Raw genomic sequence first — 20,852 nt, 5'->3', positions numbered from 1 at the left:
ATGATGCTCTCCGTTGCCATGACTGAAAAAGCACTGCGTAAAATTGACGCAGGAATTCGGCTTGTCCGATCCGAAAACGAGCCCTGATTGTATAGTAGTCTGAACCCGACAGCCCAATGGGCTTTATTTACCTTAGCTGGCCTGCAAGTAATGTCCAAAAGACTGATTCCCCTGTTGATTCTCGCCGTCGGTATCGCCGGTTTCATGATTCTCAAAATGACCCGCCCGGAGCCTGCAGAGGTCAGTGCCACCGAGCGCAGTTGGCGTGTCCAGGTTCAGGAAATTGAGCCGGGCACGCATACCCCGGTGCTGCCCCTGTATGGCGAAGTACTGGCCCCGGAGCAACTGACGGTGACAGCAACCCTGGCCGGTCGAATCGGTACGCGGCCCGTGACCGAGGGGCGGCGGGTCAAGGAGGGCGAGCTTCTGGTGGCACTGGACGATGCCGATATCCAGCCTGCGCTGGCCCAGGCCGAAGCACAGGTCAAAGACCTTGAAGCCCAGATCCGGTCGGAGCAGGTCCGGTACCGGAATGATCAGACGGCGCTGGCCAGCGAACAGGCCATTCTGGAAAACGCCCGGCGGCAGCTGGAGCGTACCCGGTCGTTGGTGAATCGCAACCTGGCTTCCCGCGAGGCACTGGAAGCGGCCACGGACGCCGCGGCCAGAGCAGAGCTGACGGTAAATGCCAGGCAACGGGCAATCGAAGAGCATCCGGCGCGGCTGCAGAGCCTTCAGGCGAAACTCGCCCAGGCAGAGGCAAACCTGCTCAGCACCCGACGGGATGCCGAACGGGCCCGGATGACGGCGCCCTTTGACGGCATGGTGACCGACATCCGGGTGGCCGAAGGTGACCAGGTCAGCCGCAATGAACCTCTGTTATCGCTGTACCCCGTAGATGGTCTGGAACTCAGGGCCAGGGTGCCGGAGATGTTCCGGGACGAACTTCTGGATGCCCTGCAGCGGGGGGAAACACTGATTGCCACCAGTGCCGGAGATCAGCACCGGTTTCGTCTTGCCCGCTTTGCCGGAACCAGTGATCCGTCCGGAACCGAAGCCATTCTCGAACTGCAGGGGGATCCCCGTGGGATCCGTCCGGGCGGTTTAATGCCCGTCACGCTTGAACGGGCGGCACGGAGCAATACCGTGTCGATTCCGTTCAGTGCTCTTTATGGCGCCGACAGCGTTTACCTGATGTCTTCAGACGGCCGGATGCAGCGCGCCCGAATAGAACGTATTGGCGAGGCCCGGGGCAGCAATGGTGAGCGCCGTCTGCTGGTATCCGGTGAAGCGCTGGTATCTGGCGCGCAACTGATTACGACGCATCTGCCCAACGCTGTCACCGGCCTCAAGGTGGATGCGGCAGATTCCGGAGTGGCATCGCAATGAGGCGGAAAAAGGGCGTCATCGGCTTTTTCGTTCATCACCGGGTTGCTGCCAACCTGGTCATGCTGGTGATGCTGCTCGGTGGCGTGCTGGCTCTGACCCGCATGAACATCCAGTTCTTCCCCACCTTTGCCCTGGACGTGGTCAGTGTCCGGGTGGTCTGGAGTGGTGCTTCCGCCGAAGACGTGGAGCAGGGCATTACCAACCCTCTGGAGCAGCGCTTGCGCAGCGTCGATGGCCTGAAAAAAATGACCTCCACCTCGGCCCAGGGGGTTTCCTCCATAACCCTCGAATTCGAGGAAGGCACCAATCCGATCCAGGCCCTGGACGACGTACGCCAGCAGGTGGATGAATTCACCAATTTCCCGGCCGAGGCGGAGGAACCCCAGGTAACCCGCATTGAACGCTACGAGCCGGTGGCCCGGTTGCTTGTGTTCGGCGATGTGGATCGCAGTGAGCTGCGGCAGATGGCCTACCGTTTTGAAGATGAACTGCTCCAGCGTGGTATTGACCGGGTTTCGATCCGCGGCCTGCCGGAGCAGCAGATCAGCATTGATGTGCCGGTTGAGCGGCTGGAAGCACTGGGGCTGTCACTGGAGCAGATTGCCGAGCGCGTGGCCGCCATCTCCCGGGATCTGCCTGCCGGCATGATGGCGCAGCAGGATGCCACCCGGGAACTGCGGGCCGTGGAACAGCGCCGAAGCCCCCAGGAATTCGAGAACATTCCGGTGCTCAGTGGTGAGCGGATCCAGCTCAACCTGGGCGATGTGGCGATTATCCGGCAGGAAGCCCGAGAGAGCCAGGTGACTCTTGAGAAGGACGGCAAGCCGGCGGTTGAGCTGCAGCTGCAGCGATCGGAAAACGGCAATTCGCTGGCAGCGGCCCAGGTACTGGAAACCTGGCTGGCGGATACCCGGCCGGTGCTGCCGCCGACGGTAAAGCTGGAGGTGTACGACGAGACCTGGCAGCTTCTGGATGATCGTATCTCGCTGCTGGTGAACAATGGCCTGGGCGGTCTGGTGCTTGTGGTGTGCCTGCTTTACCTGTTTCTCCCCGGTCGGGTTGCCATGTGGGTGGCTGTGGGTATTCCGACGGCGTTTCTGGCGGCCATGGCGGTTCTCTGGCTGATTGGGGGTTCCATCAACATGATTTCCCTGTTCGCCCTGATCATGGCGTTGGGGGTGATCGTCGACGATGCCATTGTGGTGGGCGAGGATGCCGACGCCCACTCCCGCATGGGCGAGGAGTCCATTTACGCCTCGGAAGGGGCAGCCAAGCGTATGGTGTGGCCCGTGCTGGCCTCGTCTCTCACGACGGTTGCGGCCTTCATGCCCCTGCTCGTGGTGGGCGGTGTCATTGGCAATATCCTGGGCGATATTCCGCTGGTGATGATCTGTGTTCTGGTCGCGTCCCTGCTTGAGTGTTTCATCGTATTGCCGGCGCACTTGCGTCATGCCTTCGTGCCCAGACGCAAGAAAAAAGCGGGAGAGACAGAACCCGAGCCAAAAGCACCGGGTCCCGTGGAGCGCTTCCGGCGGGGTTTCGAGCAGCGTTTCGACCGTTTCCGGGAAGGCCGGTTTCGCCGGTTCTCACGGTATAGCCTGGAACACCGGGGCGCTACCGTGGCGAGCGCGGTTGCCCTGGCGATCGTAACGGTCGGTCTGCTGGCTGGTAGCCGGCTCGGATTCAACTTTTTCCCAACACCGGAGCCTTCGGTCTTCTACGCCAATGCCAGCTTTGTGGCCGGCACGGATCGCGGCACCGTTGAGGAGTTCCTGACCCAGATGCAGCGAACGCTCAACGAGACCGAAGAGGCGCTTGGCGGTGATTTCATTTTGCATGCAGTGACCACCCGGGGCGCAACCCAGGGTGCCGAGGGCAGTTCCCGTAGCGGCGATGAACTGGGTTCGATGATGATCGAACTGGTGCCCTCCGACCGCCGCTCGGTTCGTAACCCGGAGTTCATCACGGAGTGGCGCAGCCGGCTGGAGACACCGGCCGGGCTGGACAATCTGACGATTTCCGAACGTCAGGCCGGGCCGCCGGGCCGGGATGTGAATGTGCGTTTGACCGGCGACAATGCGGAGAATCTGAAGCGTGCCGCGGATGAACTGGGGCAGGCGCTCTCGACGCTGCCCGGTGTGCTGGACGTTGAGGATGACATGCCCTGGGGCAGGGAACAGCTGCTTTACCAGGTCAGCGCTTATGGCGAGGCACTGGGATTGACCACCTCCGATCTCGGGCGCCAGCTCAGGGCTGCCTTCGACGGCCGGATCGCCCAGATCTACCAGGATGGCCGGGATGAAGTCGAAGTTCGCGTGCAACTGCCCAAGGATCAGCGGGAGCGCTTGTCGACGCTTTCTCGTATCACCGTGCGGGTGCCGGACGGTCGCTTTGTTCCCCTGACCCAGGTCATGAACCTGGACCACCGTCAGGGCTTCCAGGCCCTGCGACACGCCGAGGGCCGGTTGGCGGTTGAAGTCACCTCTGGGCTGAACACCCGGGTCAGCACCACCGACCAGATTCTGACCAGCCTTGAAGCAGACGCACTGCCGGATATCGCCAGTCGCTACAATGTGCGTTACAGCTTCGAGGGCCGTGCGGCCGACCAGAGGGAGACCCTGGGAGACATGCAAACCGGACTGGTTATCGGGCTGGCGCTGATGTACGTGGTACTTGCGTGGGTGTTTGCCTCCTGGAGCCTTCCGCTGATCGTTATGGCCATCATCCCGTTCGCCCTCGTGGGCGCGTTGCTGGGGCACTGGCTGATGGGGCTGCAACTGACCATTCTTTCCCTCTTCGGGTTGTTTGGTCTTTCCGGGATTGTGGTCAATAACGCCATCATCCTCGTAGCTTTCTACAACCAGCAGCGGAAAAAGGGCCTGGGAATCGCCGATGCGCTTAACGAGGCCGCGGTACAGCGGGTTCGTGCGGTTATGTTGACTTCCCTGACCACCATCGGCGGGCTATTGCCGCTGATGTTCGAAACGTCCCTGCAGGCCCAGTTCCTGATCCCCATGGCCACCTCAATTGCCTTTGGCCTCGGGCTATCGACTTTGCTGGTCCTGTTGGTCATACCGGCGTTGCTGTCCTGGCTGGAGCAGTTCCGCGAGTGGCGTGCGCGCCGGCACGGAACCTATGCTGATCCTATCGGGGCGGCGGATTGACCACCTGGTTCTGATTGACCCGGGCAAAGCCGTCGCCTCAACTCGTCAGACAAGGAAACTATGGTGGACTCTCTGCTTTCGGCTCGTGGCCTGAACAAGCAATTCCGCAGCGGTAATGAACCGGTGCCCGTGCTCAGGGGGCTCTCTCTGGATCTGGAACGGGGTCAGTCACTGGCGCTGACCGGTCGATCCGGATCCGGCAAGAGTACCTTGCTGAACATACTCTGTGGTCTGGAGAAACCGGATTCAGGGGTGGTTCAGGTGCTTGGCGAGACGTTTGATGCCCGGTCAACGGAGGCCGAGAGCAAGTCTGAACGTCGCTGGGGGACGCTTCGCCGACAGCAGATCGGGGTAGTCTTTCAGGAAGCCAACCTGATGCCGGCCCTGTCTTTGCTGGACAACGTCCGTTTTCGCGCCCGGCTTGCCGGCCAATCCGAGGATGGATGTCAGGACTGGCTCGAGCGCCTGGGGATCGGCGAGCTTGCCGACCGATACCCGGATCAGGTGTCCGGGGGACAACGCCAGCGCGCGGCACTGGCCATGGTGTTTGCCATGAAGCCGGCCCTGATTCTTGCTGACGAACCCACAGGCAGCCTGGACCGGCACACGGCAGAGGCCGTGATCGGGCAGCTTTTCGAATTGCAGGCCCGCCATGGCTGCGGACTGATCCTCGCCACCCACGATCCGGAACTGGCTGCCCGCTGCAGCCAGCATCTGGATCTTGGCCACGTGCCGCAAACCTGAGCCCGCCATGACCCTGTTGGCCGCCCTGTTCAGTCATTACCGCCGCCATCCGCTTCAGCTGCTGGCCCTGGCAGCCATGATTGTGCTCGCCACCATGCTCTGGACGGGCGTGCACCATCTCACCAGCCAGGCCCGGGCCAGTCTTGATCAGAGCGAATCGGCGGTGGCCGAACGCCAGCAGATTGCCCGCCAGGACGGTAAACCCCTGACTGTGGACGATTTTGTCGAGCTGCGCCGAGCAGGGCTCTGCGTGATGCCCTGGTGGGAAGTGCCCTCGCCGCAAGGCGGTCGGGTGGTGGGTATCGACCCGTTGGCGGCCGGATGCTTTGAGAGTCCCAACAGCGAAGAGGCGCCCTGGCAGGGTGAACTGGATGGTCGTCCCTTTGTTGATATCAGTGAAGCGGCTGAACTCGACGGGAAGAACGAAGGTGGATTGTCGTTGCTGATCTCCGATGCCCACAGTGACGGGTCACTTCCTGACGGGTATCGATTGGCGCCGTTTCGGGTTGGCCCGGATACCGGAGAGCTGGGCGACAGTTTTCTGCTGAATCTTGACGCGCTGGGCGTGCTGGTTTTGCTGATTACCGCCTTGCTGGTTCGCAGCGTGTATCTGCTGGGGATGGCGCAACGTCGAGACAGCTTCGCTTTGCTACACCGGTTTGGCGTTCCTCAAGCCCGAATCAACCGGCTGCTGGTCGTGGAAATTCTGTTGTTGGCCCTGCTGTGTATTGTGCCTGGTATCTGGCTGGGTCGCTGGCTGGCGACCGGGCTGGGTAGCGGATTCGGGCGGGCCCTCGAGGGGCTGTTCGATCAGCCGTTGTACGCGGGTCAGGGTGGCAACTGGCTGGTTCCTCTTGCAACCATGCTGGCAGTGGTTCTGGTGGCTTGCCTGGCCGATTTACTCCGTCCATGGGCCCGAGCGTTTGCGGGAAGTAGCCGCCGGTCCGGCGTTTTGGTGGTGTTGGTGCTTATCGCTGGCCTGGCCTTGTCAGCCTGGGTTACGGATCTGCTCTGGCTTTTTATCGCCGTGGCCCTGGTGTTTGTGGCTGCCGGGATCCTTGCGCCGAGACTGATTGCCTGGCTTGCGGATTGGCGGTCCGGGCACGACCGGAATCTGCAGGCCCGTTGGCGCCATCGGGAGGTATCAGTGCTGGCGCGGCGTCTGGCACTGCCATTGGTCGCTCTGCAGTTCGCCATGGCCATGGTTCTGGCGGTTCAGGCTCTGGTGACGACCTTTGAAAGTACATTTGATCGATGGCTCGCGCAGAGACTGGAGGCGGATTATTACATTGAAGTTCCTGAGTCAGCGGATGCGACCCTCGCGGTGGACTGGCTCGCTGAGCAACCGGAACTCGCAGCGTCTGGCCTGTGGCACCGGGTGATTCGCGGCCGTGCAACTTTGCCGGGCAACGGGGATGAGGCAGGCACAGAGGTGGACGTCTTTGCCATCGGCCCTGTAGGCCCACTGGTGACCGATTGGCAGTTGCTTGAGTCAGCGTCACGGCCCTGGCAGCGACTGCAGCAGGGCCAGGGCGTGATGGTGAATGAACAGCTGGCGCGCAGGCAGAATGTACAGGTCGGCCAGTCCCTGGAGGTAACCCTCGGAAGCGGTTCGTTCGAGTTTCCCGTGCTGGCCACCTACCCGGACTACGGTCGCCCCGCCGGCGAAATCCTGATTCATCCTTCGGTGCTTCCTGAAGACTTCGCAACCGGTTTCCAGAGCCTGTCGGTATCGCCCGGAAATCTCGACATCGAGGAAGTGACCGGTGGATTAAAGCGGGTATGGCAGGTGGATGAGCTGACGGTCCGGGACAATCGGGCTATTGAAGAACTCGCCACTGCCATCTTTGACCAGACCTTCCTGCTGACCCGGGCCATGACTACCCTGACCCTGATACTGGCGGCCATTGCCCTGTTGATGATGGGCTGGGTCTTCTTCTCCACCCGGGCCTGGTATTTCCGGCTTTTGGTCGTCTGGGGACTATCCGTGCGACAAGCGTCGGCCCAACTGATCCGGCTGTCAGTGTCGTTGACCGCTGCAATTACCCTGCTGGCCCTGCCGCTTGGCATCTGGCTGACGTGGGTTCTGGTGCATCGCATTAATCCTATCGCGTTTGGCTGGTCCCTGCCCATGGCGGTCTATCCCCGGTTCTGGCTGGAGCTTGGGGTGTTGAGTCTGCTGATTGGCCTTAGCATCGGCCTGCTGATGATGCGCCAGTTGAAATCACCGACGGTTGCCCCTGTGAACGCCAACGCGCTGGCGGGAGGTGAGCGATGAGACGCTGGATACTGATGTTGTCCATCGTGGCTCTGGCCGGTTGTTCGGAGTCACAACAAGAAGCAGGGTTCGCCGGACTGGCGGGTGTCGCAGAAAACGACGCCGAAGTGCCCTTCCTTCAGCCCGGGCCGGGCGACCGCCTGATATTTCCCGATGATTTCGGCCCGCACCCGCAACACCGGATCGAATGGTGGTATCTGACCGCCAATTTGAGGACTGAAGAAGGTGAGCCGTTGGGCCTGCAATGGACCCAGTTCCGCCAGGCAATTACGCCCAGGCCGGCAGATGCTGAACCTCCGGAGGCAGCCGACTGGCCCCTGGAAGCGGCCTGGATGGCCCATGCCGCGGTGAGCTTTGATACCCGGCACTACTTTGCAGAGAAGTTGGCCCGGGGTGATGTCGGTCATGCCGGCGCACAGGCGCAGCCACTGGCCGTCTGGCTGGACGACTGGCAGCTTGAGGCAACATCCGAAAGCGAGTCATTGCTCTTGCAGGTGGCGGCGGATGGCTGGTCCTACGATTTGTCCCTCTCGATCAATGGCAAGCCTGTTGCGCACGGTGATAACGGCTTCAGTGCCAAATCCGCTGATGGTGAGGGTTCGATGTATTTCAGTCTGGTGGACCTGCACATCGAGGGTACGGTCACGCTGGGTAATGAGACACTTGAGGTTGCGGGCAAGGGCTGGTTCGACCGGGAGTGGAGCAGTCAGTTTCTCAAATCTGGCCAGCAGGGCTGGGACTGGTTTGCGCTGCACCTGGAGTCGGGTGACAAATTGATGGCTTTCCAGCTTCGGGAAGAAGGCGGAGGTTTTCGTTCCGGAACCTGGATTCCGGAGGATGGCGAGCCCGTAGCGCTTCAGCCCAGTCAGCTTCGCATTCGCCCGGAGGAACCAGACGCCCGGGGCTTTCCCCGCCTTTGGCGTCTGGAGGTTCCGGATTATGGGGTGAGCCTTGAAATTTCGGCTCCCCCTGGAAACTACCTGAATGACGGGCTTTACCCTTATTGGGAAAGCCCTGTCACCGTCGCCGGCAGCCACTCTGGCGAGGGCTACATGGAATTGACCGGCTACGGCGACTGAACACTCAGTGCTTATTCGACCGCGGTTGCACCGATCCGGTGGATGCTCAGGTCCGCCCCGTTGAACTCTTCCTCTTCAGTCAGACGCAGTCCGGAAATGGCGTTGATAACCCCATAGACAATCAGACCGCCCACAAAGGCCACAACCACGCCGGCCACCGAGCCGATGATCTGGGACATCAGGCTGACGCCGCCGAGACCACCAAGCGCTTCCTGACCAAAGATGCCGCAGGCAATCGCGCCCCAGACACCACAGACACCGTGCAGGGGCCAGACACCCAGGACATCGTCCAGGCGTTCGATCTTGGCCTGGGCCCATTCGAACAGATACACGAAGATGGCGCCGGCGACACCGCCGGTTACCAGGGCACCCACCGGGTGCATCAGATCAGAGCCGGCACAGACGGCTACCAGTCCTGCTAGCGGACCGTTGTGGATAAAGCCCGGGTCCTTGCGGCCCAGCAGCATGGAGACGAGGATACCGCCGACCATGGCCATCAGGCTGTTCACGGCCACCAGGCCGCTGATGCCGTCCAGGGTCTGAGCCGACATGACGTTGAAGCCGAACCAGCCGACGGTCAGGATCCAGGCGCCCAGGGCGAGGAACGGAATGTTGGAGGGAGCAAAAGCCACCACCTTGCCATTGCGGTAGCGCCCATTTCGTGCGCCCAGAACCAGTACGGCCGCCAGAGCGATCCAGCCGCCCACAGCGTGCACTACAACGGAGCCGGCAAAGTCGTGGAAGGATGCACCAAACTGGTTCTCCAGCCAGCCCTGGAAGCCATAGTTGCCGTTCCAGATCAGCCCCTCAAAGAAGGGGTAGATAAAGGCGACAATCAGGCCAGAGGCAATCAGCATCGGATAGAACTTTGCCCGTTCAGCGATACCACCGGAGACAATCGCGGGAATGGCTGCGGCGAAGGTCATCAGGAAGAAAAACTTCACCAGATCATAGCCGTTGGCGGCGGTGAGCTCGGCGGCACCGCTCATGAAATGGCTGCCGTAGGCAATGTAGTAGCCGATGAAAAAATACGCCACGGCAGAGATGCCAAAGTCGGTCATGATCTTCACCAGGGCGTTGACCTGGTTCTTGTGGCGAACGGTGCCTACTTCCAGAAAAGCAAAGCCGGCATGCATGGCCAGCACCATAATGGCGCCGATGAGGATGAACAGCGTGTTGGCGCTTTCAGTCAGGGTGTGTACTGCACTCGTGATGTCCACGGGTTTTCGCTCCTGATGTTGTGTGTCCGGCCTCTAGCGGGCCGCTTTACGTTAAGTTGTGCATTGATGAGGTGCAGCTAAAGCAAGAGCTGTTCCAAAATAATGCATTTCAAGAGCGGAAGGGCAGTTGGGTGGTTCTGGAAAGATGTGAGAGACGTGTTTTAGAGCCAAAGTGCACTAGAATTGTGCGTTTTGGTGTCTCTCGCACCAAAATAGAGTGCGTTTACCAGCTGATTTCGTTTGATGTCGAGCTGTCGGATTCGATCCCGAGGGCGGACTGGTCATCGTCCGATTCGGACTGGATCAGTTCCCGGAGGCGAACCTCCTGTTCCTGCATCGGGCTGGAGAGATCAATGATGATTTCCACGCGCCGGTTCTTGGCCCGGTTTTCTGCTGAGCTGTTCGGAACTCTGGGTTCGGTATCCGCCAGTCCGGTGACGGAAAGCCGGGTGGGTTCAACCTGGTCCCGGGCGACCAGCACGTTGGCTACCGCCGCGGCCCGGGCAGCCGACAGATCCCAGTTGCTGTAGAAGCGGTCGGTACGGATAGGCACGTTGTCAGTGTGGCCCTCAATGGTCAGGTCGCCGGGGATGCCCTCAATAACCTCGGCCATGTCCAGCAACAGGCCCTCAAACTCCCAGGTCAACTGAGCCGAACCCGAGGGAAACGAGCCTTTTTCCTCCACCCGGATTACGATCCGCCGCTGATCCTCGCTCACATTGATGCGCCCATCGGCGATCGCCGGCTCCAGCACCCTGAGGATTTCGTCCATGGTTTCCTGCAGTTGCTCTTCCATGGCAGCCTCCACTGCCATGTCGGTGGGGCTTTTCAGGGTCTGCAGCTCGGGGGCTTCCTCTGTGGTGGTCTGTTTGACCTCGTTGACCACGGTGGGCTCGGGCGGTGCGGGAGAAAACTTGTCGAAAATGGGGCTGGTACCCTTGGGTATTTCCAGGGCCGGCACGTCCCGCTGAACGCCGAAGGCTTTGGAGAGTTCACCGGCGATCTGCTTGAACTTCTGGGCATCAATCTCCGAGAAGGACAGCAGCAACACGAAGAAGCACATCAGCAGGGACATGAGATCGGCGAAGGTAACTACCCACGCCGGAATCCCCGGTTTTTCCTCTTCAGGCAATTCATCCATGGTCAGGCGCCTTCAGCTGCAGCCGCTTTCTCGCGTTCCTTGGGGGGCAGGTAGCTCGACAGCATCTGCTCGATGATCCGGGGATTGGTGCCTTCCTGAATGGCCACCAGGGCATCAATGTACAGCGACTGCATGCGCGCTTCCTCGGTCATCCGCAGGGAGAGCTTGTCGGCAATCGGAGTCGCGATCATGGTGGCAATCATGGCGCCATACAGTGTGGTCAACAGTGCGACCGCCATGGCAGGGCCGATGGACTTCGGGTCTTCCATGTTCGACAGCATCTGAACCAGACCAATCAGCGTGCCGATCATGCCCATGGCCGGCGCCACATCGGCCATGGCCGTGAATACCTTGGCGCCAGAACGGTTGTGGTCGAGGGTCATCAGGCGCTCCTTGTTCAGGAGCTCCTTGATGGTCTTGCCGTCCTGACCGTCCACCAGCATCTGTATACCCTGGGCCAGGAACGGGCTGCTGATCTCTCTATCCTCCAGCCCAAGAACGCCCTCTTTGCGGGCCACGTTGGCGATATCCACCAACTCTTCAATGCTGGCCTGGGTTTCGGGCAGCTTGAACTTGAAGGCCCGGGCGGCCGCTTTGAAGGCGCCAAGAAACTGGGCGACGCTGAACTTGGCCAACACCACGAACATGGTGCCACCCACGACAATCAGCAATGAGGCAGGGTTGATAAATACAGAAGGTGAAACACCAAGAATAACGGCGGATGCAATCAGCAGAATAGCGCCGGCAAGACCGATGAGAGTGGCTAAATCCACGACAACTCCAGATTTGATTCAGGTGTTCCTACAGCAGGGGCGGGAGAATACCGTCAGTTCAGAAATTAATCAATTCGCACTGACCCGGTTTTCAGATTCTTCCTGATGTTCCTTCCACGCAGCGTAGCGGAGCAGATCGGATTCTACCAGTTTCAGACACAGGGCCACGACGCCGGCATCGTCGATAAATCCGAAGCCGAACAGAAGGTCGGGAATGACATCCAGCGGATTCAGCACGTACAGGAGTGCCCCTGCCACTGCCGCGATTGTCTTCCAGGGTACGCTCCGGTAATTGCCGTACCAGTAGTCGCGGATCATGGAAAACATCAGCTTGATGTCGCCGCTGAAGCGTGCCAGCTTGCCGCTACCCTTCACCTTTTCTTCAATCGCGCGTTGTCTTTCAAGCAGAGTCTCAAGGTCGGACCGGTGTACCTTGCTGGCCTCGGCATCGAGTTGTTCCCGGGCATCTTTCTGGTTGAACACTGCCATTGCGTAGGTTCCTTGCTTGTTACCTGAGTGTTCATGATCGCGCAGCCATGCCTGCAATGCCAATGGTGCGACGCTTACCGATGCTTGTACTGGGTCGGGCAATAGCCCCGGCTCACCCCTTCGGGCCGCAACTGGCGGTGTTTGGTGCTGCGTCCGGTTACCCGCTTGCGCCAGAGCCGGAAGCTTGAAGGCTTCAGCTCACGTCGCATCAGGCGGATGACGTCTTTCTCCTGAAGGCCATAGAGGGCTTCGATGGCCTCGAAGGGTGTGCGATCTTCCCAGGCCATCTCGATAATGCGGGAGAGGTCTGCAGAGTCGAATTGCGCGGACATGGGGTGCTCTCGGTTTGTTCAGGTCTCCGGAGATTACGTCCGCATCGGCTGCTCGTCTCACCCGCATCGGTTTATTGATAATGCTTGTGCAGCCGGGCCGGAATCTGGGCGAGCTGTTTGTCCACCAGTGAGCGCATGGCCCGGGAAATGGGCCGGGTATCCAGGCCCGGCTCGACCACGTTCAGCAGATAGGCAACCGCCTCTGCTGAGGCCAGGTGTTGCTTGCCCGGGGCCTTTCGGATGGCGTAGGCAGACGCTGGAGGTTCCGCCAAATGGAAGCGTGGCAGCGCCGCCAGGGCAGGATTCTGATGCAGGATCTTTGCGGCCTTACGCCAGGTGCCGTCCAGAATGATCCAGTGATGGATGTCATGGAGGTTTGCGCATTCGAGCGTGTCGCTGCCGGGACCGGGGAACAGCAGTGCGGAATGTCCGGCTTCTTTGTGTGGATTGAAGCCGGCCTGGTCAAAATCGTCTGGCGTCTCGCCCTGGAACACGTCGACTCTGGCGAGGCATTGGGCCAGTATGCGCACCGTACCCTTGGGGTGACCAACCTCGGTTGGGTGTTGAAGGACTGAAACCCGGGTGCGGTTCGGCACCGGGGCACAGGCTTCACAGACACAGATATTCAGGTGCATGCCGCAATCGGCACAGATCGGCCTGGGCAACGCCTGTTACCCCACAAAAATACGTTTTGCCAGCCCGGCGCCGCGCCAGCCCTGGATGGCCAGGGTGCTGACAAGCCCACCAATCATCGCGCCCACCACGCCGCAGGTCAGGATGTCCTGGCCGGTGAGATAGAGCCCGGGAATGTCGGTTTTCGGTTTCAGCCAGTCCTGTTCGAAGCGCTCAGGGTTGTGGTCCAGACCGTAGAGCTCGCCCCGACCATAGCGGCAGAACCAGGCGGTAGACAGCGGCGTGGAGGTCTCCACGTAATCCACTTTGCCCCGAAGCTGCGGGAGTTTCTCGTACATCACTTCCAGCAATTGGTCGGTAATTTTCTGCTTAAGGATCTCATAGTCTTCCCCGCGCTTGCCCCAGGTAGTGTCCTGCCAGGGCTCGAACATCTCCCAGGTGGTTGGTGCGACAATCTCTATGGTGGAGGTGCCAGGCCAGCGGTTCTGGTAGTCCGGGTCCTTGGCTGCCGGGAAGGAAATATACACCACCGGAAACTCGGTGTTTTCCGGATCATCCAGGAACTGTTGCACGTTGCTGTCGTGATCGGCGCTCGGGTAGATCCAGAAATTGGTGCGCGGCAGCCCGAGCGCTTCCGGAGTTCCTTTCAGGCCGATGTAGAGCCCGATATGGGGCATGGAGGGAATAATGTGCCGGCGTTTGCGCTTGTAGCCGATTTTTTCTGCGGCCTCTGCCGGCAGCAATTTTTCAAAGGTGTTGATCACCCCGGCGTTGCTGATGACCATCGGTGCCCGGATTTCCTCACCGTCGGCCATGCGCACGCCGGTTGCCTTGCCCTTCTCGACCAGGATGTCAGTCACATCGGCGTAGGTGAATACCTCACCACCGGGCTGCTGGATGACGGGGATGATGGTTTTTGCGATCTCCGACGCGCCGCCAACCGGATAGAAGCCACCGTAAAGGTAGTGCTTGGCGATCAGCGCATGAACCAAAAAGCTGGATTGCTTCGGTGTGACGCCGCAATCGCCCCACTGGCCGGTGATCGCACCGATCAGTTCCTGGTTGTCGGTCAGTTCGCTCAAAACGTCCCAGGTGGTCTTGTTGAAGTAATCCGGTAAGGCCATATCCAGGCCTTTATGAACGAGCGGGCTCAGAAGTCCGGGCGTGAGCTTGGAAAGCGTATACCACTGCATGCCGTCGGCTACCTTCCCCAGCAGTTTTACATACTGGTCGATGGCTCCCTGTTCATCCGGGAAGGCATCCAGCAAGGAGAGCCGAAGGCCCTCCTTGCCGGCACGCAGATTGACGACCTTGTCTCCCAGAAAGAAACGGTCGTAATTCTCATCCATGGGTGCCCATTCCAGTTTGCCGTCGGTAATGTAATCGAACAGTCGCCGGCCCAGGGTATGGGGTGAGCCCATATCGCCGATATAGTGAACACCCACGTCCCATTCGTAACCGTTGCGGGCGTAGCTGTGGGTGTAGCCGCCGGCGGTGTAATGCTGTTCGAGTACCAGCACCTTCTTGCCGGCCTTGGCCAGGCAAGCGGCCGTTGTCAGGCCGCCAATGCCGGAGCCGATTACAATGGCGTCGTAAGGGCCTTTCAGTCGGTTGGCCCGGTAACGGGTACCGATCCGGATCGTACTGGGTTTGAGTTTTCGGGAAGACGGACTGCTCACTTCTGCGCTTTCTACCACCATGCTTTGCCCCACATTTCCGGATTGGCCCAGTTCTCTGGATTGTTCCAGGCCCGCTTGTGGTTGTAAGTATCCAGATTGTAGGTGTACAGCGTCAGTGCACCGTTATCATTTTCCAGTTCGGCATGGCGACGGAAGCCAAGGCCGATGAAGTCCGTAAACGCCCAGTCGGGAGCCTCTCCCACAAGAACCGCAATCTGATGGGTGCCATAGTTCCTGAGTTGTCCCAGCAGAAGGGCGCCTTCGTCATGGGGCAGGTGTTCGAGGGTTTCGGTAACGAGGGCCAGGTCTGCCACCCGGTCCAGGAACAGGTGGGCATTGGGGTCGATGGTGTCCAGTGTGTGAACGTCAACGCCCTTCTGATGTTTCTGCCAGATCCGTGAGACTTCGGTCGCGAGGTTGCCGCAACTCAGCAAGGTAGAGGGAGAGCTGGTATCGATGATGCGAGCCAGGGTCTCACGTGCCGTATTGCCGTTATCCTTCCTATCCGTCATGGCGGTTCGCCTTATTGCTACAAGGGCCAGTCTGCCGCATCCACTGTGTGTAGACCTACGGGCTGTTCCGCGTGTCCGCCCCAGCGGTCTGTAAAGGTGCCGGTGGGATCGTACTGCTGCGTCTGTTTTTCCAGATTGAATTGCCGCAGGCCTCTCGGGTCCGCCCCCACGCCAGCCAGGTACTGCCAGTTGCCGTAGTTGCTCCCTACATCATAGTCGATCAACTGCTCTTCAAACCATGCCGCTCCGTATCGCCAGTCGAGGCCCAGTTCGTTGATGAAACAGCTTGCCACCAGTTGCCGGGCCCGGTTGCTCATGTAACCGGTTTCACGCAGCTGATTCATGGCCGCGTTTACGATTGGGTATTCGGTGTTGCCCTGGCACCAGGCCTTGAAACGGTGGCCATAGAAGGTGCCGTGTCGACGCTTGCGCTGGACGCCATCCCGGCGGAACAGGTTGGCGCCGTGTTTCAGGGCGTACCAGTAGAAGTATTCCCGCCAGAGCAGTTCGAACCAGAGCCAATAGGTGGATTCGTTTTTGGTCTCACTGGCTTCGTACTCTGTGATGGTTTCCGCCACTTCGCGAACCGAGAGACTGCCGTTGGCCAGCCAGGGCGAGAATTTTGAGGAGGCGTCCCAGGAGTCCAGGGCGTTGCGGGTCTCCTTGTAGCGGTCAATGCTGTGGTTGCCGTACAGGAATTCCCGAAGCCGCTCCACGCCGGCTGTTTCACCCCCCATAAACTGCAATGGATGCATCGGCTCTGGTATCGGCGGGCAGTCGCCGCGATTGTCCTCCGGGAACCCTGGTGGCGGAGGCAGGGCTGTCAGAGTGCGGATACGCAAACGCTCGGTACAGCGTTCTCCGGTTTTCTCAACCTGCTTGCGGAACTGGGAAAAGGTGTCCGGCAGATCCTGCAGGGTCATGGGCAGGGAGCCCTCGGTAAACAGGCTCAGGGTTTCGAATTGCTGGAACAGGGTCTGTGGCAGTTTGTCCTTGATCGCGCGCCACTGGCCAGCTTCCCGGGTGCCCGGCAACCGCGACCGGACAACCCGGGCAATACGGTGGGCATGCACCAGCTCGGGGACCACGGCTTCCGGCTCGCCATAGGCAATATGCAGGCGCTGGCCAAGCGTCCGCAGGGTTCGCTCCAGCGCCATCAGGCTCTGCCAGAGGAAGCGCCAGCGATGATCGCCCATGGCTTTGCTTTGCAGTGGCCCCGGTGCGAACCAGCGGGGATCAACAACGTAGACACATAAAAGCACGTCGGACTTCGAGGCCGCCAGCAACGCGGCGTTGTCGTGCAGGCGAAGATCCCGGGTAAACCAGTAAAGCGTATGCAAGGTTGATGCTCCTTGGCCTTTTGATTCAACCCTTCAGATACGTACCAGATTCGGAAAAGTTTTTGGGGGCGCAACAATGATATGTGATGTGCGTGGGAACTTCGCAGGTAGGTGGTGATCTTTCGAGGATTTTGATGAGACTGGCCGTGGATCTCTTGCACCAACGCTGCCCTTGCGGGGCAGCATGGTGCAGGGTTCGAGGATCGAGAGAAGTTCTACAGCTCCTGAGCCGTCGGCCGCAGGATGATTTCATTGATATCGACATCCGCCGGCTGCTCGATGGCATAGACAACTGCCCGGGCCACGGCATCGGAATCAATGGCGACTTCGTAGAGCTCATCCGCCGCCTTTTTCGCGTCGGGATCAGTGATGGTGCTGGTGAGCTCGGTGGCGACGGCACCCGGCGAGATGTTGGTGCTGCGGATCTCGTCGCCGCCTTCCATACGAACGCCTTCGGACAGCGCCTTCACCGCATATTTGGTGGCGCAGTAGACGGCGGCACCGGGGAAGACCTTGTGCCCGGCGACCGACGACAGGTTGAGGATGTGCCCGCTGTGCTGTTCCCGCATGGTCGGCAGTACAGCGGCGATACCATACATCACGCCCTTGATGTTGACGTCTACCATCTGTTCCCACTCATCAACCTTGAGGGCGTCCAGCGGTGCCAGGGGCATCAGCCCGGCGTTGTTGACCAGCACATCGATCCTGCCAAACGCCTCTTTTGCCGCAGCGGCCAGAGACTCAACCTGATTGCGGTCGGTCACGTCGGTGACCTGCCAGATGGCTTCGGCGCCCCGGGATTTGAGATCTTCCGTCAGGTCTTTCAGGCGGTCCTCCCGGCGTGCTGCGAGTACCAGCTTGGCGCCCCGGTCTGCCAGGCGGCGGGCCGTGGCTTCACCGAGACCACTGCTGGCGCCGGTAATAATCACTACTTTGCTGTTGATCGGGTCATTGGTGTTGCTCATGGTTTGTCTCCTTTGGGAATGAAAGCGCTGTTCAGGCGCTTTTTTCGAGTTCTATCAGTGTCGGGTAGTCGGTGTAACCGTGTTCATCACCGCCATAGAAGGTGCTGTCGTCCCAGTCGTTCAGGGGCGCGTTCTGGCGGAAGCGCTCCGGCAGATCCGGGTTGGCGATAAACGGGCGGCCGAAGGTGACCAGATCGCACCGGCCTTCGTCGATACGCTTTCGGGCCTCGTCGGCGGTGTAGGCGCCATTGGCAATGTAGGTGCCCTTGAAGCCGGCGCGGATCGCGTCGATGACTTCTTCCGGGCGGCCGTTCGCGTGATTGCCCTGGAAGGAGTCTTCCACCACTTCGATGTAGGCAATGCCCAGGTCGTTCAGGTGCCGGGCGAAGGTACCGAAGGTTTCGGCCGGGTTGTCGTCGTCCATGGCATTGAAACTACCCGTGGGGCTGACGCGGACGCCGACCTTGTCCTTGCCCCAGACGTCGATAACCGCTTCGACGACCATCAATGGCAGGCGCAGACGGTTTTCCACCGAGCCACCGTATTCGTCAGTGCGATGGTTACTGCCGCTCTTGATGAACTGGTCCAGCAGATAGCCGTTGGCCGCATGGACTTCAACGCCGTCAAAGCCGGCTTCTTTTGCGTTCAGTGCACCCTGGCGGTACTGCTCGACAATGTCGGTCATTTCCGCGGTTTCCAGGGCCCGGGGCTCCGGGATATCCACCATGCCGGAGTCGGCACTGATGAAGGTCTTGGCACCTTCGGGCTTGATGGCAGAAGGCGCAACGGGCTTTTCACCGTTCGGTTGCAGGTCAGGATGGGAAATCCGGCCCACGTGCCACAGTTGCATGTGAATTCGGCCGCCGGCCATGTGCACCGCCCCGGTTACCTTCTTCCAGCCTTCAATCTGTTCCTGCGAATGAATGCCGGGGGTAAAGGCATAGCCCTTGCCTTGCGGCGAAACCTGGGTGGCTTCACTGAGAATCAGGCCAGCGCTGGCCCGCTGCTGATAGTAGCGGGCGTTCATGTCGTTGGGGATATCCCCGGGCTGGCTTGAGCGGGAACGTGTCAGTGGTGACATCAGAATCCGGTTGGGCAGGGCCAGTTCGCCCAGATGGTGCGGTTGAAAAAGTGGATCGTTTTGGTTGCTCATCGGGCATCCTCCTTCAGGATCAAATGATATTAATTAGACCAGTCTACTAGTCGGCAATCGAAAAAAATTTCAGCCGATGTTCAGGCAGTGTTTGAAAAAGACTCGCACGAACCTCTCCATGGGTTCGGTGGACTTGAGGACCTTCGAACGCAGGATGGCGCCTTCCCAGCCGGACAGAAGAAAACTGGCGGCGTCTGCCGCGTCGATGTCGGCGCTGATGTCTCCGGCCTGCTGGGCAGCACGGATGCAATGCTCAAAGCGTCTTTCCCAGCTGGCGAAGACCGAGTCCAGCCTCTGCCGGAAGGCTTCGTTCTGTCCCGCCAGTTCCTGGCCCAGGTTGCCGATCAGACAGCCCCGGGTGTACTCGCAGCTGGTCATGGTTTCAAAGCCGGTGTCGAAGTAGGCGCGCAGCCGGTCGACGCAGGAGCGGCTGGTGTCATTGAGAATCCGTTCCAGTTTGGCGTCGTATTCCTCCGCGAAGGTATCAATGACCGCCAGGCCGAAATCATTCTTGCTGCTAAAGTAGTGGTAGAACGACCCCTTGGGTACGCCAGCTGCGGTCAGCACGGCGTTGATGCCTGTCGCACCAAAGCCTTTATGGCCGATCAGGTCGGCGCCGGTGTGAATAATGTGAGTGCGGGTGTCGGTTGACGTCATATTTGCTATAGTAGACCAGTCGTCTAGTAATCGTCAAACCGTCAATCTGTCAATTCATCATACAAAGGGAATCAGCAATGCCCGAGATTCCTGACAGAACCAGAGGAGCATGCCAGTGATCAAATCCCGTGCCGCGGTGGCCTTTGAAGCCAACAAGCCGCTGGAAATCGTTGAAGTGGATGTCGCCCCGCCGCAAAAAGGTGAAGTGCTGGTGCGCATCGTTGCCACCGGCGTCTGCCATACTGATGCCTACACCCTGTCGGGCGCCGACCCGGAAGGCCTGTTCCCGACCATCCTCGGCCACGAAGGCGGTGGTATTGTGGAGGCCGTGGGCCCGGGCGTGAAAAACCTGGAAGTGGGTGACCACGTGATTCCGCTTTACACCGCCGAGTGTGGCGAGTGCAAGTTCTGCACCTCCGGCAAGACCAACCTGTGCGGCGCGGTTCGGGCTACCCAGGGCAAGGGCGTGATGCCGGACGGCACCTCCCGCTTCTCCTACCAGGGCAAGCCGCTGTACCACTACATGGGTTGCTCCACCTTCTCCGAGTACACCGTGTTGCCCGAGATCTCCCTGGCCAAGATTCCCAAGGAAGCGCCCCTTGAGAAGGTGTGTCTGCTCGGTTGCGGCGTGACCACCGGCATCGGTGCGGTGATGAACACGGCCAAGGTGGAAGAAGGGGCAACGGTAGCCATCTTCGGCCTGGGTGGTATCGGCCTGGCGGCTATCATCGGTGCCACCATGGCCAAGGCCAGTCGCATCATTGCCATCGACATCAACCCGGGAAAGTTCGACATCGCCAAACAGCTGGGTGCGACCGATGTGGTCAATCCCAACGACTACGACAAGCCGATCCAGGAAGTGATCGTTGAAATGACCGACGGCGGCGTGGACTATTCCTTCGAGTGTATCGGTAACGTCAAGGTGATGCGCGCCGCCCTGGAGTGTTGCCACAAGGGGTGGGGCGAATCCGTCATCATCGGCGTCGCCGGCGCCGGCGAGGAAATCAGCACCCGTCCGTTCCAGCTGGTCACCGGCCGGGTCTGGAAAGGCTCAGCGTTTGGCGGCGTGAAAGGCCGTACCGAGTTGCCGGGCTACGTGGAAAAAGCCGAAAAGGGCGAGATTCCGCTGGATGTGTTCATTACCCACAACATGCCGCTGGAAGACATTAACAAGGCGTTTGACTTGATGCACGAGGGTAAGAGCATCCGGTCGGTTATTCATTTCTGAGTCGGTCGGGAGCGGGTCAGCGCGGCCTGGCTTGCTCCCTGACTTTGCTCTTGTCAGGCATCCATGAATCGTTCGC

The 20,852-nt window shown here is 60.0% G+C and carries 18 protein-coding genes; 6 read left to right on the top strand and 12 right to left on the bottom strand.

From position 1 onward, the window contains the following. The first annotated feature begins 150 nt into the window (after positions 1-150). Genes WA411_RS01295 through WA411_RS01275 form a run of 5 tightly spaced genes read left to right on the top strand, consistent with a single transcriptional unit; the run spans position 151 to position 8,654 of the window. Complete coding sequence (locus tag WA411_RS01295; RefSeq protein ID WP_291905436.1) at positions 151-1,389, top strand: efflux RND transporter periplasmic adaptor subunit; 1,239 nt, start codon at positions 151-153, stop codon at positions 1,387-1,389. After that, a complete protein-coding gene (locus WA411_RS01290) occupies positions 1,386-4,553 on the top strand; it encodes an efflux RND transporter permease subunit (RefSeq protein ID WP_291905438.1) in 3,168 nt (1,055 codons plus the stop codon). Before WA411_RS01295 ends, WA411_RS01290 begins: the two co-directional genes overlap by 4 nt. A 60-nt stretch (positions 4,554-4,613) precedes the next feature. Beyond that, positions 4,614-5,297 (top strand): ABC transporter ATP-binding protein, encoded by a 684-nt coding sequence (locus WA411_RS01285; protein WP_153634289.1) that lies wholly within the window; start codon positions 4,614-4,616, stop codon positions 5,295-5,297. A gap of 7 nt (positions 5,298-5,304) precedes the next feature. Beyond that, positions 5,305-7,575, top strand: coding sequence for an FtsX-like permease family protein (locus tag WA411_RS01280; protein WP_291905441.1), 2,271 nt, complete (start codon positions 5,305-5,307; stop codon positions 7,573-7,575). Next, positions 7,572-8,654, top strand: a complete 1,083-nt coding sequence (locus WA411_RS01275; RefSeq protein ID WP_291905443.1) for a lipocalin-like domain-containing protein — start codon at positions 7,572-7,574, stop codon at positions 8,652-8,654. Before WA411_RS01280 ends, WA411_RS01275 begins: the two co-directional genes overlap by 4 nt. A gap of 11 nt (positions 8,655-8,665) precedes the next feature. Here the strand turns inward: WA411_RS01275 and WA411_RS01270 are convergent, their stop codons facing one another. From WA411_RS01270 to WA411_RS01215, 12 genes are all read right to left on the bottom strand, one after another. Beyond that, positions 8,666-9,874 carry an ammonium transporter gene (locus tag WA411_RS01270; protein ID WP_069182647.1) on the bottom strand — a complete coding sequence of 403 codons (1,209 nt, stop codon included), beginning with the start codon at positions 9,872-9,874 and terminating at the stop codon, positions 8,666-8,668. A 223-nt stretch (positions 9,875-10,097) separates the two neighbouring features. Further along, entirely contained in the window at positions 10,098-11,015 is a 918-nt protein-coding gene (locus WA411_RS01265) for a flagellar motor protein MotB (RefSeq protein WP_291905446.1), read from the bottom strand. A gap of 2 nt (positions 11,016-11,017) precedes the next feature. Then, on the bottom strand, positions 11,018-11,788 hold the full coding sequence (gene pomA, locus WA411_RS01260) for a flagellar motor protein PomA (RefSeq protein WP_069182649.1): 771 nt from the start codon (positions 11,786-11,788) through the stop codon (positions 11,018-11,020). Between the two features lie 69 nt (positions 11,789-11,857). Then, positions 11,858-12,277: a YkvA family protein gene (locus WA411_RS01255; protein WP_069182650.1), complete on the bottom strand. Its 420-nt coding sequence runs from the start codon at positions 12,275-12,277 to the stop codon at positions 11,858-11,860. Between the two features lie 74 nt (positions 12,278-12,351). After that, positions 12,352-12,609, bottom strand: coding sequence for a TIGR03643 family protein (locus tag WA411_RS01250; protein ID WP_069182651.1), 258 nt, complete (start codon positions 12,607-12,609; stop codon positions 12,352-12,354). A gap of 71 nt (positions 12,610-12,680) precedes the next feature. After that, positions 12,681-13,274 carry a tRNA-uridine aminocarboxypropyltransferase gene (locus WA411_RS01245; protein WP_291905449.1) on the bottom strand — a complete coding sequence of 198 codons (594 nt, stop codon included), beginning with the start codon at positions 13,272-13,274 and terminating at the stop codon, positions 12,681-12,683. A gap of 6 nt (positions 13,275-13,280) precedes the next feature. Further along, entirely contained in the window at positions 13,281-14,942 is a 1,662-nt protein-coding gene (locus WA411_RS01240; RefSeq protein WP_291905451.1) for a phytoene desaturase family protein, read from the bottom strand. Continuing rightward, on the bottom strand, positions 14,933-15,433 hold the full coding sequence (locus tag WA411_RS01235) for a DUF6231 family protein (RefSeq protein ID WP_222465925.1): 501 nt from the start codon (positions 15,431-15,433) through the stop codon (positions 14,933-14,935). Before WA411_RS01235 ends, WA411_RS01240 begins: the two co-directional genes overlap by 10 nt. Before the next feature lie 17 nt (positions 15,434-15,450). After that, positions 15,451-16,773, bottom strand: coding sequence for a DASH family cryptochrome (locus tag WA411_RS01230; protein ID WP_291905455.1), 1,323 nt, complete (start codon positions 16,771-16,773; stop codon positions 15,451-15,453). 215 nt (positions 16,774-16,988) lie between these two features. Then, the gene (locus WA411_RS01225) at positions 16,989-17,738 is read right to left on the bottom strand and encodes an SDR family oxidoreductase (protein ID WP_069182655.1); all 750 of its coding nucleotides are present in this window, start codon (positions 17,736-17,738) and stop codon (positions 16,989-16,991) included. A gap of 31 nt (positions 17,739-17,769) precedes the next feature. Then, positions 17,770-18,891, bottom strand: a complete 1,122-nt coding sequence (locus WA411_RS01220; RefSeq protein ID WP_069182656.1) for an alkene reductase — start codon at positions 18,889-18,891, stop codon at positions 17,770-17,772. 69 nt (positions 18,892-18,960) lie between these two features. After that, complete coding sequence (locus WA411_RS01215) at positions 18,961-19,548, bottom strand: TetR/AcrR family transcriptional regulator (RefSeq protein ID WP_291905457.1); 588 nt, start codon at positions 19,546-19,548, stop codon at positions 18,961-18,963. Between the two features lie 115 nt (positions 19,549-19,663). On the opposite strand from WA411_RS01215, the gene WA411_RS01210 reads away from it, so the two are divergent. After that, positions 19,664-20,776, top strand: coding sequence for an S-(hydroxymethyl)glutathione dehydrogenase/class III alcohol dehydrogenase (locus tag WA411_RS01210; RefSeq protein ID WP_069182658.1), 1,113 nt, complete (start codon positions 19,664-19,666; stop codon positions 20,774-20,776). The last annotated feature ends 76 nt before the right edge of the window (positions 20,777-20,852 follow it).

This window comes from Marinobacter sp. CH_CUG1437-1, from assembly GCF_037029655.1.
GTDB classification, from domain to species: domain Bacteria; phylum Pseudomonadota; class Gammaproteobacteria; order Pseudomonadales; family Oleiphilaceae; genus Marinobacter; species Marinobacter salsuginis.
The sequence above is the reverse complement of the archived record's forward strand: the minus strand, read 5'-3'. Positions and strand labels throughout refer to the sequence as shown.

Excerpts from the sequence above, each read along its gene's own strand:
- WA411_RS01290 (WP_291905438.1), top strand. The coding sequence starts at position 1,386 with ATGAGGCGGAAAAAGGGCGTCATCGGCTTTTTCGTTCATCACCGGGTT.
- WA411_RS01285 (WP_153634289.1), top strand. The coding sequence starts at position 4,614 with ATGGTGGACTCTCTGCTTTCGGCTCGTGGCCTGAACAAGCAATTCCGC.
- WA411_RS01240 (WP_291905451.1), bottom strand. The coding sequence starts at position 14,942 with ATGGTGGTAGAAAGCGCAGAAGTGAGCAGTCCGTCTTCCCGAAAACTC.
- WA411_RS01255 (WP_069182650.1), bottom strand. The coding sequence starts at position 12,277 with ATGGCAGTGTTCAACCAGAAAGATGCCCGGGAACAACTCGATGCCGAG.
- WA411_RS01275 (WP_291905443.1), top strand. The coding sequence starts at position 7,572 with ATGAGACGCTGGATACTGATGTTGTCCATCGTGGCTCTGGCCGGTTGT.
- WA411_RS01295 (WP_291905436.1), top strand. The coding sequence starts at position 151 with ATGTCCAAAAGACTGATTCCCCTGTTGATTCTCGCCGTCGGTATCGCC.
- WA411_RS01250 (WP_069182651.1), bottom strand. The coding sequence starts at position 12,609 with ATGTCCGCGCAATTCGACTCTGCAGACCTCTCCCGCATTATCGAGATG.
- WA411_RS01220 (WP_069182656.1), bottom strand. The coding sequence starts at position 18,891 with ATGAGCAACCAAAACGATCCACTTTTTCAACCGCACCATCTGGGCGAA.
- WA411_RS01235 (WP_222465925.1), bottom strand. The coding sequence starts at position 15,433 with ATGACGGATAGGAAGGATAACGGCAATACGGCACGTGAGACCCTGGCT.
- WA411_RS01225 (WP_069182655.1), bottom strand. The coding sequence starts at position 17,738 with ATGAGCAACACCAATGACCCGATCAACAGCAAAGTAGTGATTATTACC.
- WA411_RS01215 (WP_291905457.1), bottom strand. The coding sequence starts at position 19,548 with ATGACGTCAACCGACACCCGCACTCACATTATTCACACCGGCGCCGAC.
- WA411_RS01265 (WP_291905446.1), bottom strand. The coding sequence starts at position 11,015 with ATGGATGAATTGCCTGAAGAGGAAAAACCGGGGATTCCGGCGTGGGTA.
- WA411_RS01280 (WP_291905441.1), top strand. The coding sequence starts at position 5,305 with ATGACCCTGTTGGCCGCCCTGTTCAGTCATTACCGCCGCCATCCGCTT.